The sequence below is a fragment of the Psychrobacter sp. 4Bb genome, from assembly GCF_002836735.1.
Classification (GTDB): Bacteria; Pseudomonadota; Gammaproteobacteria; order Pseudomonadales; family Moraxellaceae; genus Psychrobacter.
The window spans coordinates 151,444-165,305 of record NZ_PJAS01000073.1; the positions used below are offsets into that span (position 1 = coordinate 151,444).

Here is a 13,862-nt window from a genome sequence, read left to right on the forward strand (position 1 = left end):
TCTTCTCATCATACCAATAACTGATGTCTGATTTTTTGAATGATGGCAATTTCATAAGGTGTTTTTCTATGCTTGTTTCTATTTTGCCTCATCAGTTTCGTCACAACCTAATTCGTCATAATCTAAAACTACTGAGGTTGGGCTTAATAACCGTTCTCGGTTTGTATATTAATGCCTGTAGCACGTTGCCATCGACTACTCCTGCCACACCAGAGCCTGTTATTAAGGCCCCTACTGTCGCACTGGTGTTGGGTGGCGGCGGTGCAAAAGGGTTTGCCCATGTGGGCGTCATCAAAGCTCTAGAGGAAAACGGTATCAAACCAACATTGGTGGTCGGTACAAGTGTGGGGAGTTTGATTGGCAGCTTGTACGCCAGTGGTTACACGCCTGCCCAGCTTGAGCAATTGGCATTGACTACTACTGATAGCCAGCTCACAGACTTTACCTTGTCCAATCAAGGATTTATCGAAGGTATTAAGTTAAAAAACTTTATCAATAGCAAAGTGAATGCGCGTGCTATAGAGGATTTCCCTATTGCTTTTGCGGCAATCGCAGCAGAAAAACACACACTAAAGAAAACAGTCTTTACCACTGGCGACGCTGGGCTTGCCGTACAAGCATCCTGTAGCGTACCCAATATTTTTATTGCCCCACGCATTCCTGAAAAGGTTGGTAAAAAATATGTCGATGGCGGTGTGGTCAGTTTAGTACCAGTAGATAGCGCCTATGACTTAGGTGCTGATATTGTCATTGCTGTAGATGTGACGGGAGCTCAAGGCAGTGATAGTACTAATAATCAAATACCGACTATGAACTCATTGAGTGACTTTTGGGGCTTTCTCGAGACCAATATTATGGCTACTAACCTGACTGCTAATCGCTCCGCGTCAAAACAGACCGAGCGGGATCGAGCAGATATTGTTATTACTCCCAATGTCGGTCGTAACAGTTCAATAGATACTAGTCAGCGACGCAGTCTGATACAAGCAGGTGCTCAAGCTACAACGCCGCAAATCAATGTAATTAAACAACTTATCCAAGAGAAATCTAATAGCAAATATGCCACGCTGTAGCTCAGTATTTTTACTTACTTATCAGCAAAATTATCAAACGTCCTGACATACAGTAAAAAAGCACCGCAGCTATAAACTGTGGTGCTTTTTTATTGATAGCTTTCAATACTAAATGGATAGTTTTCAGTGCTAACTACATCAATGCTGGCTAAGTTCTAATCCAAAAATTCAGAACTATTTAACGCGCGCACGATATTTTACAGCGACAGTATCATTTAGACCTACGCCTTCTAGGTCCCAACGTACCGCTTTATAGTATTTAAGCGCGACATCTTGTAGCTGATTATCTACTTTGGTACGTAATGGCATACGAGCAAAGTTATTGCCATCTACACTGCCGTACGGAAATTCAGGAGCAACTGTCTTCAGCAGCTCTACCTGCTCTGGGATGCTCATCGTAACGGTCATTTTACGGACGCGATCTGCATTAGTATTGGTAAAGTAACCTTGATATTCCAATACATTGCCTGACTGCAAACGAGTATTGGTATCTACAGGGACGAGTACTTCTTGACCATTGGCATCAACGCTGACCAACGACGCTGTAATTCTGCTGTTAACGGCTTGAGCACTTGAGTTGCTGTTCTTGTTGGCATTTGCTTGAATAGCCATTGAGCTATCAACCGCTTGCTCTGGTGTTGGTAACATCGCTGAGGCTTGTGTGACTACCATTGCACCGATGAGCGTACCGGCAACAACGTGAAATAAGCGGTGGCCGCTCCAAGCACTGAACGGGCTCGCAAACTGGTTACTTTTTTTCATGATTTTCATTATCCCTGGTTGATATATCGGTAAAACACAGATGGTGCAACTTAAGTTATTTTTATAATTTGTTCAACAGATAAAAAGCATTACGATGTACATAAGATATCGCTGTGAAATAGTTCATACAATCTATCAAAAACCTGAACTCATTTATCTAACCTGATTATCTTCGCTCAGCATCTGTAAAGCAATAGCGCTTAGCATAACAAAAAGCATTTGTACGTACATTAACCCAGTGTTGAGGTTGTGTATATCAGCGATTGGCAATCAGAATGCTTTAATACAGCTGAAATAAAAGATAGCTCATAACCGCGTTTTTTGCTATGGTAAATCTTTAGCGTTAGGCATTTTTTTGCTGCGCCCCTTTTCTTATTCTAACGACTACTGCTCCCATTATGACTACTAGCTCCATGCCCCAGATTAACCCTGAATACGTCCATTGGTTCCGTAACTCTGCACCCTACATTAATACCCATCGCGGCAAAACTTTCGTGATCATGTTTGGTGGTGAAGCGGTCAATCATGCGAACTTCAGCACACTTATTCATGATTTTGCCTTGTTGCATAGCTTGGGTATCAAGCTGGTACTGGTACACGGGGCACGACCGCAGATTGAAAAGAACTTAAAAGACGCTAACATTGAATCGCCGCTACATCAAGACATCCGTATTACGCCACGTGCAGCGATGCCATCTATCTTACAAGCCGTTGGTGCTATTCGTTTACAGATTGAAGCTCAGCTATCAATGGGACTGGCCAACTCTCCGATGTATGGTTCGCGTATCGATGCGATATCGGGTAACTTCGTGACAGCGCGCCCATACGGTATCCGTGAGGGTATTGATTACCAGATGACGGGTGAAGTGCGTTCTATCGATGTGGAAGCCATTAAAAACAATCTACTTCATGACCATATCGTTGTACTAGGCTCGATGGGCTACTCTGCGACTGGCGAAGTATTTAACTTATTAGCGGAAGATGTGGCTCTAAGCGCTGCTGTAGCACTGGGTGCTGACAAGCTTATATTCTTAGGCGAAGAAGCGGGTATCAACGACGACGATCGTTTATTACGTGAAATGATTCCTAATGAAGTAGATCGCTTCTTACGTGACCGTGATCTAAATTGTGAAATTAATTATTTCTTGAATTGTGCAAGCTTAGCCTGTCGTCAAGGTGTGCATCGCACGCATATTATCTCGTACGCTAAAAACGGCGCATTACTAGAAGAACTATTCACACGTGATGGTTCTGGCACGCTCATTAGCCATGACCCTTATGAAGAAATTCGCCGTGCCAATATCGATGACGTGGTTGGTCTGATTGAGCTGCTGTCACCTCTAGAAGAGCAAGGTATCTTAGTCAGTCGTTCACGCGAGCGCTTGGAGCAAGAGATTGATAACTATAGTGTGATTGAGCGTGATGGTATGATTTTGGGCTGTGCAGCATTGCATACGCTAGACTCAGAGTCAGCGGAAGTCGCCTGTGTTGCCGTACGTCCTGAATATCGTAGTGGTAGCCGCGGTGCAGATTTACTAGCGTTTCTAGAGCAGCAAGCGCGTAGCCATGGTTTGTACAAGCTGTTTGTTTTGACTACTCGTACCGCGCACTGGTTCGTTGAGCAAGGCTTTGCTGAAGTTGAAGCCAGCGCTTTGCCTGAAGCACGTTTAGAGAAATACCATAATGGCCGTAACTCTAAAGTCTTTCAAAAGAATCTATAGTTTATCGCCAACTTGATATTTGCTTTATAAGCTCGATATCAGTCTGAAATAAGACGTTTAATCACAAAAAAAGCCTTCATAATTATATGAAGGCTTTTTTAGGTTAAGTACCTAAACAATATTTGCTTTAGATACTTATTTTACTTTTAATAGCTCAACAGTAAAAATAAGCGTGCTGTTAGGCTCAATACCAGCGTTACCCGCTTCGCCATAAGCGATGTCTGATGGGATATAGAACTCGTATTTTCCGCCTTCTTTCATCAACTGTAGACCTTCAGTCCAGCCAGCGATTACTTGGTTTAGTGGGAACTCGATTGGCTCACCGCGCTCATAAGAGCTGTCAAATACCGTGCCATCAAGCAATTTACCTTCGTAGTTTACTTCAACCACGTCAGTTGCTTTTGGTGATTTACCAGTACCTGCTTTGATAACTTTATACTGTAAACCAGACTCTGTTTGCTTCACGCCTTCTTTTTTAGCGTTTTCTGCTAAGAACGCAGTACCAGCGGCTTTATTTTCTGTCGCTTTGGTTTCCATGTCTTTAACAAACTGCTCTTCTTGCTCTTTTTGATAATCCATCAATACTTGTTGCATCTGCTCTTGGGTCAATGCTGATTCATTGCCTTCGTAGCCATCACGGAAGCCTTTTTCAAAAGTATTTAGGTCTAGATCTTTGACAGCGTCTTTATTACCTTCTGCCATCATGAAACCTAAGCTATAACCTACTTTTTCACTAGCTGAGCTTTGTTCAGTAATGGAAACGCTTTGAGCGGCTGTTTCTTGATTGCCATTGTTGGTGCTACAGCCTGTTACTAACAACATAGCGCTAGCAAGTGCACTAACGCCTAAAGTAGTGATTTTTTTCATAAAGTACTCTCTAATTGTAAGAATAGTGGCGAGATGTCACATTCCTCTATAATAACAAATCTTAGTTTTGGGAACCACGCTTTGCACGAAATTATCGGGTCAATGTATAGTCTATGTTAATATCTTCTATCATAATAACAAGTTATCACACAAATATAGTAACAGGTAAAGCTTTCTGTCTTTAAATCCATCAATACATCAGCTAAGCTGAATCAACTAAGGAGATAAGTAACCGAGCGTTAATTTTTATCAAAAATAAGCAGATATCGATAGCGAAGTCACTGTAATATAAATAAGAGATACTGCTGATAATAATTTATGCTCAAAAACGATAATATCTCTATATAACTGATTCTAAAAATACTATTTATGACAACCATCTGTATGTCTTGCTCATTAATCGCTGTATGAACATTGTTTTTGGCGAGTTATATAAGATGCTTCAAGGAGGATAAGATGAACCCAATGTACACATCTTTTAACGGCTATCTCGGTGGACCTATCGGTTCCATCATTGGTGCTATTTTGATATTCGTTATTGGTTGGCTAATAGCCCTTGGTATCGCAGCACTGGTACGCGGCGTACTCTCTAAAGTTAATCTTAATCAGCGTATGAACTCTTCAACAGGTAAAACTTACGACCTTGAAGGGATCATTTCCAAAATTGTTTTCTGGTTTATTTTCATCATTGCTATCTCAGGCGCACTTAGCCAATTAAACTTAAACTCTATCTCAGCACCATTCGCAAATATGGTTAATCAAGTATTGGCATTTATCCCTAATCTTATCGGCGCTATCGCACTTGGTGTGATCGGTTGGGTCGTGGCTACTGTTGCACGCACAGCGATCAACGCTGCACTCGCAAAAACCTCTATGGATGAGCGTTTAAGTGCACAAGCTGGCGTAAAACCAATGAGCAGTACGATTGCTGATATGGTTTACTGGTTCATCTTATTGGTTGTGTTGACTATGGTACTTGGTCAATTAGAGCTTGATGGTTTGTTCGCTCCACTAACTAATATGGTCGACAAAATCTTTAGCTTCATTCCTAATATCTTGATTGCTGGTGTAGTCTTCGTCGTTGGTTATATCATTGCCAAAGTCGTACGCGGCATCGTAACCAATCTTGTTTCTACTTTTAATGTACAAGAATTGGCGTCAAAAGCAGGTTTAAGTGAGCAAAACAGCTTACCTAATATTGCAGGTTCATTAGCATTTTTAGTGGTTATTATTCCAACCATTATTGCTGCTCTAAATGCACTAAAAATCGAAGTGATTGCTCGCCCTGCGACCAATATGCTTAACAAAATTATGGAAGCATTGCCAAACATCTTTATGGCAGTCGCTATCCTAGTAGTAACTTTTTATGTTGTACGTATGGTTGCCAACATCATCAAGGGCCTAATTGAAAACACTCAGATTAATCAACTTCCTGCGAAGGTTGGTTTACAAGAGGCTATGGGTGATAAGAGAGTCTCTGACCTAGTTGGTTATGCAATTATCTTCTTCGCTATGCTATTTGCGGCTATTGCAGCAGCTGACTTGTTAGGTTTCGAGCCTATCTCAGCTATTATCACAATGTTTATCGCATTCGGTGCAAACATCATCCTAGGCGCAATTATCCTATTCATCGGATTCTGGCTTGCCAATATCATTGCAGGTGTGGTTGAACGTTCTGAGCAAGGTTCACAATTCCTAGCAAACATCGTACGCGTATTGATTATGGGCCTAGTATTAGCAATGGGTCTAAAAGCGATGGGTATTGCCGATTCGATCGTTAATCTAGCATTTGGTCTGACACTAGGCGCGGTAGCCGTTGCCTTTGCCCTATCATTTGGTCTTGGTGGTCAAGAAGCTGCAGCTCGCTTCCTACGTAAAATGCAGGATAAGATGGATCATGAACGCACTGAAGCGAAAGCAAAATCTGCGCTACAGCCAAGTTCATCAACTCAAGAAAAAGTTGCTGATTCAGTTCGTGAAAACACACCATCTGCTGCTAGCACACCTACCACTGACTTACGTACCGATGTAATTGATACACCACGTGTTGATACTAATGACATCTACAACAGTGATGACGTACTTCCTGATAGCGGTCTCAATGACGACCTCAATAAATAAGTATTTTTTGATTGTTTAGTTTAGATACGAAAAAGACAGCCTAGGCTGTCTTTTTTTATGTCAGTAAATATATTAATAAATTTGTCGTTCTTATTATTAAGAAACGGGTAGAAAGCTAACTACGTCTATCTACTACTTATCTTTTCGCGCTGGAATCGTCAAGCTCATCTGTACTTGAGGTAATTTTTCTTTTTGCGCCTTCGCAGGTTTACCATCTTCCACGCTACTAGCAGGTGGCATATTTTGCTTATCTAACTCCTGTTGCTTTAGCTTTTGCATTTGCTTAGTAAGTTGGCGCTCCCTTTGAGTCATCGCATCGACTGGCTGAATCCATAAATCAATATCGAAAAAATTCTCATTATTCTCAGTGATAAAGTCGATACCAAGCACGACTACATGATGTAGTTCAATAATTGGCAAACGTGTGGCAACGTCCTGTGCGATCTTCGCTAGCTTTGGTTGGACAGCGGCTTTGCTATTAGGCCCTTTAGACTCGTGACCATAAAACACCAGTACATAATGTCGTCCCAAACTTTCATAAGAATGTTGATGTACGACATAGCCATCTTTTTGCAGCGTTGCGCTCTGTTTAGGATGTCTATATAGCGTACGGATAAGCTCGTGGCGTGAAAATAAAGACTCATCTAGCAGTTGCTGTTGCCAGTGAGCGAGTGGTATGGCTAACTGTTCGTCGTTATTAGCTACGTGCTTTTTACCATACGTATCTATCATCTGCATACTTAGCTGAGACCATATCGTGGCTGCTTGTATCATATGCTGATGGTACATCTGAGCAGTTGAACTTTGGTTCTTGTAGGCAAGCGTGATGGCTACCAATGCTGAGTTAGGTTCGTCTTGTACTTCATTTTTGATGAGCGCATTGTCGACTACAATGGCAGGGGCAAATAAATCTGGGCTTTGCAAGAAGCGCTCAACCAAAGCGTCTTCTGACTCGAAACTTGGAATATGATTTACAGCCGATTGCTGCAGCTGCTCCAGATGATAAGCTAAGAAACGCCATAACTCACATGGGGTTCGTACCGCTGCTGCTATCGAGTACCAGTCGTCCCAACTAAAGACTTGCAGCTGCTGCATGCTTTCACTCATGTCGACAACTAAGTCTTCTAAAAAGTAACGAACCCCAAAATTGTGTTTAAGTCGCTGTAGAGCACTGTTTGAATTGTTTGCACTGTCATTGTTATCATCTTGATTAAGACTGCTACTTCCTCCGACAAGCTGAATATCAAAAATCATAGCTTCATAACCAGCTAAGGCATTTTCTTCATTTTGAGACGATAATGATTTATACCATGTAAGTGCTGACTTTACCGCAGTCATGCGTACAGCCTCAATATCAACTGACTCTGTATCATAGGGTAAATACAGTGTTAGCTCCAACAGCTGTAGCTTGCCAAGTGGCAACTGATATTGATAGTGACGAGCGATATACTGAGCATTGTATTCATGCTCAATTGTATGCATGCCTGCTAAAGTCACTGCCATAGCATCTGTTTGTAAATAACTGACTAGCTCGGTCGTCAGGTAGCCCCAGTCGGGCATGGTAGTAATCGAATGGGACACAAGTTCCAACCTTCTATTATCGTATGGTGAATATCGCACATGCCAGCTCGTAATAATAACAACATCATTATCGCGTATTATAAATATCTGAATGATGCAAAATTATGCTACATAAGCACTATCAGAGACAGTCGCTTTCAAAGCGATCACTTGTTATGATGATATCAAAGCAGTATTGCTTGCGTGCAAGTTTATGGATGACAAACTGTACTTAGTTGTATTTATCGAAACCGTAGTCATTGAAATTTTAATCATCGAAACTTTAATGACTATTATATAATAATAGGGATTAAACATTATGAAGCGTTTTAAAGAAAAGACCGTCGTTGTAACGGGTGCAGGCTCTGGTATTGGCCGTGCAACTGCTATTCGCTTTGCCGAGGAAGGCGCTAGCGTGGTTCTAGTAGGACGTACGGCAGCAACATTAGAAGAAACTGCCAAAGAGTTGCCGCAAGATCGTACTTGGATTCATACTGACAATTACCTCATTATTACATGCGACATTAGCGTTCAAAGCCAAGTACAAGAGATGGTTGAGCGCGCTATCGACAAATTCGGCAAAATTGATATCTTGGTAAACAATGCTGGCAAAGCAACTCAAGGTAAAATTACAGAGCTATCTGCTGATGATTGGCGCTCTGCTATCGATGTAAATCTAAACGGGACCTTCTATGTCTCTCAAGCTGCTATGCCTCACTTAATTGCATCAAAGGGTAATATCGTCAATATTTCATCGCTTTCAGGTGTGGGTGGTGACTGGAATATGGCTGCTTACAATGCTGCTAAAGCGGGTGTGACTAATTTAACCCGCACATTGGCATTAGATCATGGTTCGGATGGTGTTCGTGTTAATGCGGTTAATCCAAGTGTCACCAAAACTGATATGACTACGGCTATCCAAGACAATGAGTCTAAAACGGATAAGTTCTTAGCTCGCTGTCCGCTTGGACGTTTGGCAACTCCAGAGGATATCGCCGCTGCTATTACCTTTTTAGCAAGCGATGATGCCTCTATGATTACTGGTGTTAATCTACCTGTTGACGGCGGTGTTAGCGCTTCTAACGGCCAACCACAGTTCTAAATTGTTAAGCTGATAGGTATCTAAATATTACTCAAAAAAAAGCCCCCGATATCATCATATCAGGGGCTTTTTAAATATGAATTATTGGAACTTAGTTGTAGACAGCTTTAAGTTTTCATACCTGTCATACAACCAGTAATTTTAACTTAACTAATTGAACTATTATTAATACTATCTAGCTTATTCAGCTGCATTATTCATATCTTGTAGTGGCTGCGACAAACGCGCAAGGTGTCTTGGCAACACCCCTTTATACTGAGAATATATTTTTGGTAAATCTGCTTCGATATCACCTGTAGGATAAACCAGCGACATAAACCGTATTTCTTTAGTATTGTAGTCCATCGCTACTGGCAAAATCGGTACACCAGCACCCACCGCTAAATAATAAAAACCTGTCTTCCACGACTCAGTATATTGCCGTGTACCCTCTGGCGATAATCCCAAAAATAATGGTTCACCAGTTTTGAACTTATCAATACTGGCTTGAAGTACAGAGCCTTTGTTGCCACGATCGATAGGAATAACCCCTATCCAATTTAATAATTGCGCAAATACAGGTACTTTAAATAGCGTGTGCTTGCCCATAATGCTGATTTTGATATCTAATGCAAACAGACTTGGAATCGCATAGATACCATCCACATTAGAAGTATGTGGTAGAGCAAGCACTACAGCTTGTGAGATATTTGGAATCTCGCCTACCGTACGCCAACCTGATGCCTTTAACAGCGCGGATGCAATAACAGGCGCAAACTTATTGCCACGCTTTGGAACCTTGTCTCCCAAATGCTTTTTGCTAAGTTTTGGGAGTACTTTGGAGCGCGCAGGTTTAGAAACAACAGACTTAGAACGGTTAAAAATCTTCGGTATCATGACAGCACAATATAATGAAAGGTACTGACATAATACCATTAAGCCTTTGTGGCTAGGCTAAATTTTGCGTGCTTTTATTATGTGATAAATCGTTTAGCCATAAATATAAGTAATGACCTATTTTCGATATTTTGCACACATATTTCTTTAAACTTATTGCTAAGTATTAAGAAATATCGGCCAAATCACCTTTGCTCTCAAGCCATGACTTGCGATCAGAGGCACGTTTCTTAGCCAGTAGCATATCCATCACGCTATTGGTCAGTACCATGTCATCCATATCTAACTGTACTAAGCGGCGTGTATCACGGCTCATCGTCGTCTCACGTAGTTGCTCAGCACTCATTTCACCAAGTCCTTTAAAACGTGTAATCTGAGCTTTTTTATTACCCGGCACATTGGCTAAAATATGTGCAAGCTCCGGCTCGTCTAACGCGTAGTGAACTTCTTTACCCACATCTACTCGGTACAATGGCGGCATGGCCACAAATAAATGACCCGCATCCACTAGTGCAGGGAAATGCTTCACAAACAAAGCGCAGATCAATGTCGCGATATGCAGTCCATCAGAGTCAGCATCCGCTAAGATACATATCTTGTCGTAACGTAGCTCGGACAAATCATCAGAGGCAGGATCAACACCGATAGCAATGGCAATATCATGAATCTCTTGGCTTGATAGCACCGTATCTGAGGATACTTCCCACGTATTTAAGATTTTGCCACGCAGAGGTAATATCGCCTGATAATGACGATCTCTTGCTTGCTTAGCACTACCACCCGCAGAATCACCCTCCACCAAGAACAGCTCAGCGCCATCACGTAAATCACCACGGCAGTCTGCCAATTTACCAGGCAATGCGGGTCCCTGAGTAATTTTCTTACGAGCAACTTTTTTGGCAGATTTCAGACGACGACCTGCTTTATTAATTGCCAATTCAGCGATTTGCGTGCCCATTTCCGCATGCTGGTTTAACCATAGGCTAAAAGCATCTTTTGCCAATGTCTGTACAGCGCCCGCCGCTTCACGGCTAGATAAACGCTCTTTGGTCTGTCCAGAAAACTGCGGCTCAGAAAACTTCAGAGACAGGATATAGTTCACCCCATCCCAGACGTCTTCCGCGGTTAGTTTCACACTACGTGGTAGCAAATTATGAATATCACAGAACTCACGCAGAGCTTCTAAGATACCCGTGCGTAGTCCGTTGACGTGCGTACCGCCCTGAGCTGTGGGAATCAGGTTCACATAGCTTTCTTGAATCGGTGTGCCACCATCAGGCAACCAAGACAAGGCAAAGGTAATAGCCGCTCGTTCACCTGCTTTCGCATCATAATTATAATAAAACGGTGCTTCAGGCAATGTTTCCAAACCATCTAATTGTTCGCTTAGATACTCGACTACCCCATCCGTAAACTGCCAAACGACCTTTTCGTCATTGATATCATCAGTGAACTCAATCGTCAGTCCAGCGGCCAAAACAGCCTTTGCTTTTAAATTATGCTTGAGCTGTTTTACATTAAATTTGGGCGTATCAAAGAAACTACCATCCGCCCAAAAGTGCACCCTAGTGCCACGTTTACGCTTATTTGAGCTGACTGCTTCAGTCAATGGCGTAACTGGTGCACCATTTTCAAATGCCATATCAAACTGCGTACTGTCACGCCATACCGTAACCTCAACGCGAGTTGATAGCGCATTGACGACAGAGATACCCACGCCATGTAGACCACCTGACACTTCATAATTAGAGGTCGAAAACTTTCCACCTGCATGCAAGCGAGTTAATATCAGCTCAATACCAGATTGACCAAACTCAGGATGGATATCAGTTGGCATACCGCGCCCGTCATCTTCGACAGACAACGATCCATCACTATGCAATTGCACCTTGATGGTTTTAGCATAACCAGCCAACGCTTCATCTACTGAGTTATCAATAACCTCTTGCGCCAAATGGTTCGGGCGCGTGGTATCGGTATACATACCCGGACGACGACGGACTGGCTCAAGACCTTCTAAAACTTCTAACGATTGCGCATTATATTGACTCACAAATGCATCCTTAACTGTTCGCTTGCGTTTAATTCTATTAAACCATTATAACGAAAAATAGCGACGTTAACGTTAATAGTCCATCGTTCACGTCATATAATGTCGTCTATCTAAGACTTTACTAACTCTTGTAGCATTTCTATCACCATTGGTAGCTGCTCACCAAAATCACTAAAGCGATGATCGCCACCCGCCTGTACCGTTACCGCTGCGCCCTGCCCTTCATAAAAAGCTTGAGACAGTTCAGAATTTAATAGCTCATCCCCTTCTTTGAGCAGTACAGCAATTTTATTAGGATAAATGACTTGGGAGATCTGATGATCTGCAAACCATTGCAAATCTGAGGGCATAATACGCCAGCCACCCGCCGTCGTATGCAAGATTTTATTATCCGATGACTCATCACTACTATCTTGATTTGATACTGAGTTATCAGAAAAGCGCTGTAGAGTAACATGAGGTTGAATACTAGGATTTAGCAGCAATGCAGGGCAACCTATTTGATTACTAATTAAGGTGGAAAAATACCCACCCAATGAGCTACCGACCAATACCGTGTTGGACGATCCTGTCTGCTCGTCTTTACTATTGTTTAACCCTTTTACCAATGACAACAGCTGCTCACGCACTTGCGCAGGGGATTTATTCAAATCAGGACGCAGCACAGTGATATCAGGATGATGATGCTGGCAGTATTTTTCTAACAACACACCTTTGGTCGAGTTCGCATCACTGTCCAGTCCATGGATATAAATCAGGTTCACGTATCATCTCACTTATTAATTTTGTTATGATTGTCTTATATAGGCCAGTGACGCTAAGCATAGCACCCGCTACACAAAAATAATAACAATAAAACGGCACACTATTAGTCGGTATTTGCGACATAATAATATGGTCATAATCGTTTTGTGCCAGTCAAAGGAATGACGGTAATAGCAATGGAGTCGCCATGAATCAACAGTTTGAGCTGTTCGACATTGACAACCCTTGTATCGGTGTCTGTCAAAGCAATAAAAAAGGCTATTGCTTTGGTTGCCTGCGCAGTCGAGCCGAGCGCCAACGATGGCATCATATGACAACAGAGCAGCAACGTGAGGTGCTAAGGCTTATCGCTGGACGTAAGCTGCGTATCGAGCTCATGCGGCTGCGTAAAAACGAGCAGCTAGGATTTGATTTTGAGGAAGACTTTGAGATAGGTGAGTTGTTTTAAGAAGTAATTAACGAGATCAGACATGCTAACAGCATCCTCAGAATGCATTAAATTTGGCTAAAATATATGCCCAATAACCTAATAGTAGAATCAGTAGTCCCCACGGTATGGCAAAGCACCAATAATATAAATCGCTAGTAGTAAATACATAAAAATAAATAGCCATTCCAACACTGATTACAAGCGAAGCTGCATATCCAATCAGCAAGGTAAAGAGAACATTATTCTCAATTTTGGTTAAGCTTGGGCTATTTTCTGCACAAATATAAAAAAGAAACCCAGTGGTAAAAGCACCGCCAATAGTAATATGCAAAAACGATATTAGAACTAGCAACCAAATTGACACGCATACTTCCTTATTAGTCTAATGATGGCTTTGTCTTTAATACAGTCAAGTTTTTCTATAATCAATACTGAAATACGCTTGCTAGAATAAATTAGACTGAAATCAGTAGATCTGTCACCAAACCGCACGCAAAGAAAATCCCCCGACTAGGTAACTAGTCGGGGGATT

12 protein-coding genes are annotated in these 13,862 nt (G+C 41.9%); 5 read left to right on the forward strand and 7 right to left on the reverse strand.

What is annotated here, in order from left to right; genetic code table 11:
* Positions 1–68: 68 nt before the first annotated feature.
* Positions 69–1,073, forward strand: a complete 1,005-nt coding sequence (locus tag CXF60_RS12150) for a patatin-like phospholipase family protein (protein ID WP_102092132.1) — start codon at positions 69–71, stop codon at positions 1,071–1,073.
* A 174-nt stretch (positions 1,074–1,247) separates the two neighbouring features.
* Here CXF60_RS12150 and CXF60_RS12155 read toward each other — a convergent pair whose 3' ends face one another.
* The gene (locus tag CXF60_RS12155; protein ID WP_102092133.1) at positions 1,248–1,835 is read right to left on the reverse strand and encodes a hypothetical protein; all 588 of its coding nucleotides are present in this window, start codon (positions 1,833–1,835) and stop codon (positions 1,248–1,250) included.
* Between the two features lie 398 nt (positions 1,836–2,233).
* On the opposite strand from CXF60_RS12155, the gene argA reads away from it, so the two are divergent.
* On the forward strand, positions 2,234–3,556 hold the full coding sequence (argA, locus tag CXF60_RS12160) for an amino-acid N-acetyltransferase (protein ID WP_057762129.1): 1,323 nt from the start codon (positions 2,234–2,236) through the stop codon (positions 3,554–3,556).
* A gap of 135 nt (positions 3,557–3,691) precedes the next feature.
* Here argA and CXF60_RS12165 read toward each other — a convergent pair whose 3' ends face one another.
* Entirely contained in the window at positions 3,692–4,423 is a 732-nt protein-coding gene (locus CXF60_RS12165; RefSeq protein WP_057762133.1) for a BamJ family beta-barrel-assembly machinery protein, read from the reverse strand.
* A 456-nt stretch (positions 4,424–4,879) separates the two neighbouring features.
* Here CXF60_RS12165 and CXF60_RS12170 point away from each other — a divergent pair, with 456 nt between their 5' ends.
* The gene (locus tag CXF60_RS12170) at positions 4,880–6,544 is read left to right on the forward strand and encodes a mechanosensitive ion channel (protein WP_102092134.1); all 1,665 of its coding nucleotides are present in this window, start codon (positions 4,880–4,882) and stop codon (positions 6,542–6,544) included.
* Positions 6,545–6,676: 132 nt separating this feature from the next.
* On the opposite strand, the gene CXF60_RS12175 is transcribed toward CXF60_RS12170, so the two are convergent.
* Positions 6,677–8,125 (reverse strand): hypothetical protein, encoded by a 1,449-nt coding sequence (locus CXF60_RS12175; RefSeq protein WP_145990214.1) that lies wholly within the window; start codon positions 8,123–8,125, stop codon positions 6,677–6,679.
* A gap of 298 nt (positions 8,126–8,423) precedes the next feature.
* Between CXF60_RS12175 and CXF60_RS12180 the strand changes: the two genes are divergently transcribed.
* Positions 8,424–9,206 carry a meso-2,3-butanediol dehydrogenase gene (locus CXF60_RS12180; protein WP_057762139.1) on the forward strand — a complete coding sequence of 261 codons (783 nt, stop codon included), beginning with the start codon at positions 8,424–8,426 and terminating at the stop codon, positions 9,204–9,206.
* Between the two features lie 180 nt (positions 9,207–9,386).
* On the opposite strand, the gene CXF60_RS12185 is transcribed toward CXF60_RS12180, so the two are convergent.
* The 3 genes from CXF60_RS12185 to CXF60_RS12195 all read right to left on the reverse strand — a co-directional run bounded on the left by CXF60_RS12185 (position 9,387) and on the right by CXF60_RS12195 (position 12,899).
* Positions 9,387–10,082 carry a lysophospholipid acyltransferase family protein gene (locus tag CXF60_RS12185; protein WP_228707123.1) on the reverse strand — a complete coding sequence of 232 codons (696 nt, stop codon included), beginning with the start codon at positions 10,080–10,082 and terminating at the stop codon, positions 9,387–9,389.
* Positions 10,083–10,248: 166 nt separating this feature from the next.
* Positions 10,249–12,135 carry a DNA topoisomerase IV subunit B gene (parE, locus tag CXF60_RS12190; protein ID WP_102092137.1) on the reverse strand — a complete coding sequence of 629 codons (1,887 nt, stop codon included), beginning with the start codon at positions 12,133–12,135 and terminating at the stop codon, positions 10,249–10,251.
* Positions 12,136–12,245: 110 nt separating this feature from the next.
* On the reverse strand, positions 12,246–12,899 hold the full coding sequence (locus CXF60_RS12195) for a YqiA/YcfP family alpha/beta fold hydrolase (RefSeq protein WP_102092138.1): 654 nt from the start codon (positions 12,897–12,899) through the stop codon (positions 12,246–12,248).
* A gap of 188 nt (positions 12,900–13,087) precedes the next feature.
* On the opposite strand from CXF60_RS12195, the gene CXF60_RS12200 reads away from it, so the two are divergent.
* Complete coding sequence (locus CXF60_RS12200; protein ID WP_102092139.1) at positions 13,088–13,348, forward strand: DUF1289 domain-containing protein; 261 nt, start codon at positions 13,088–13,090, stop codon at positions 13,346–13,348.
* 37 nt (positions 13,349–13,385) lie between these two features.
* Here the strand turns inward: CXF60_RS12200 and CXF60_RS12205 are convergent, their stop codons facing one another.
* Positions 13,386–13,694, reverse strand: a complete 309-nt coding sequence (locus CXF60_RS12205) for a hypothetical protein (protein ID WP_102092140.1) — start codon at positions 13,692–13,694, stop codon at positions 13,386–13,388.
* Positions 13,695–13,862 lie beyond the last annotated feature (168 nt).

What these genes read in the sequence shown, in the direction of transcription:
- CXF60_RS12150 (WP_102092132.1), top strand. Translation starts at nt 69, where the DNA reads ATGCTTGTTTCTATTTTGCCTCATCAGTTTCGTCACAACCTAATTCGT.
- CXF60_RS12155 (WP_102092133.1), bottom strand. Translation starts at nt 1,835, where the DNA reads ATGAAAAAAAGTAACCAGTTTGCGAGCCCGTTCAGTGCTTGGAGCGGC.
- argA (WP_057762129.1), top strand. Translation starts at nt 2,234, where the DNA reads ATGACTACTAGCTCCATGCCCCAGATTAACCCTGAATACGTCCATTGG.
- CXF60_RS12165 (WP_057762133.1), bottom strand. Translation starts at nt 4,423, where the DNA reads ATGAAAAAAATCACTACTTTAGGCGTTAGTGCACTTGCTAGCGCTATG.
- CXF60_RS12170 (WP_102092134.1), top strand. Translation starts at nt 4,880, where the DNA reads ATGAACCCAATGTACACATCTTTTAACGGCTATCTCGGTGGACCTATC.
- CXF60_RS12180 (WP_057762139.1), top strand. Translation starts at nt 8,424, where the DNA reads ATGAAGCGTTTTAAAGAAAAGACCGTCGTTGTAACGGGTGCAGGCTCT.
- CXF60_RS12185 (WP_228707123.1), bottom strand. Translation starts at nt 10,082, where the DNA reads ATGATACCGAAGATTTTTAACCGTTCTAAGTCTGTTGTTTCTAAACCT.
- CXF60_RS12200 (WP_102092139.1), top strand. Translation starts at nt 13,088, where the DNA reads ATGAATCAACAGTTTGAGCTGTTCGACATTGACAACCCTTGTATCGGT.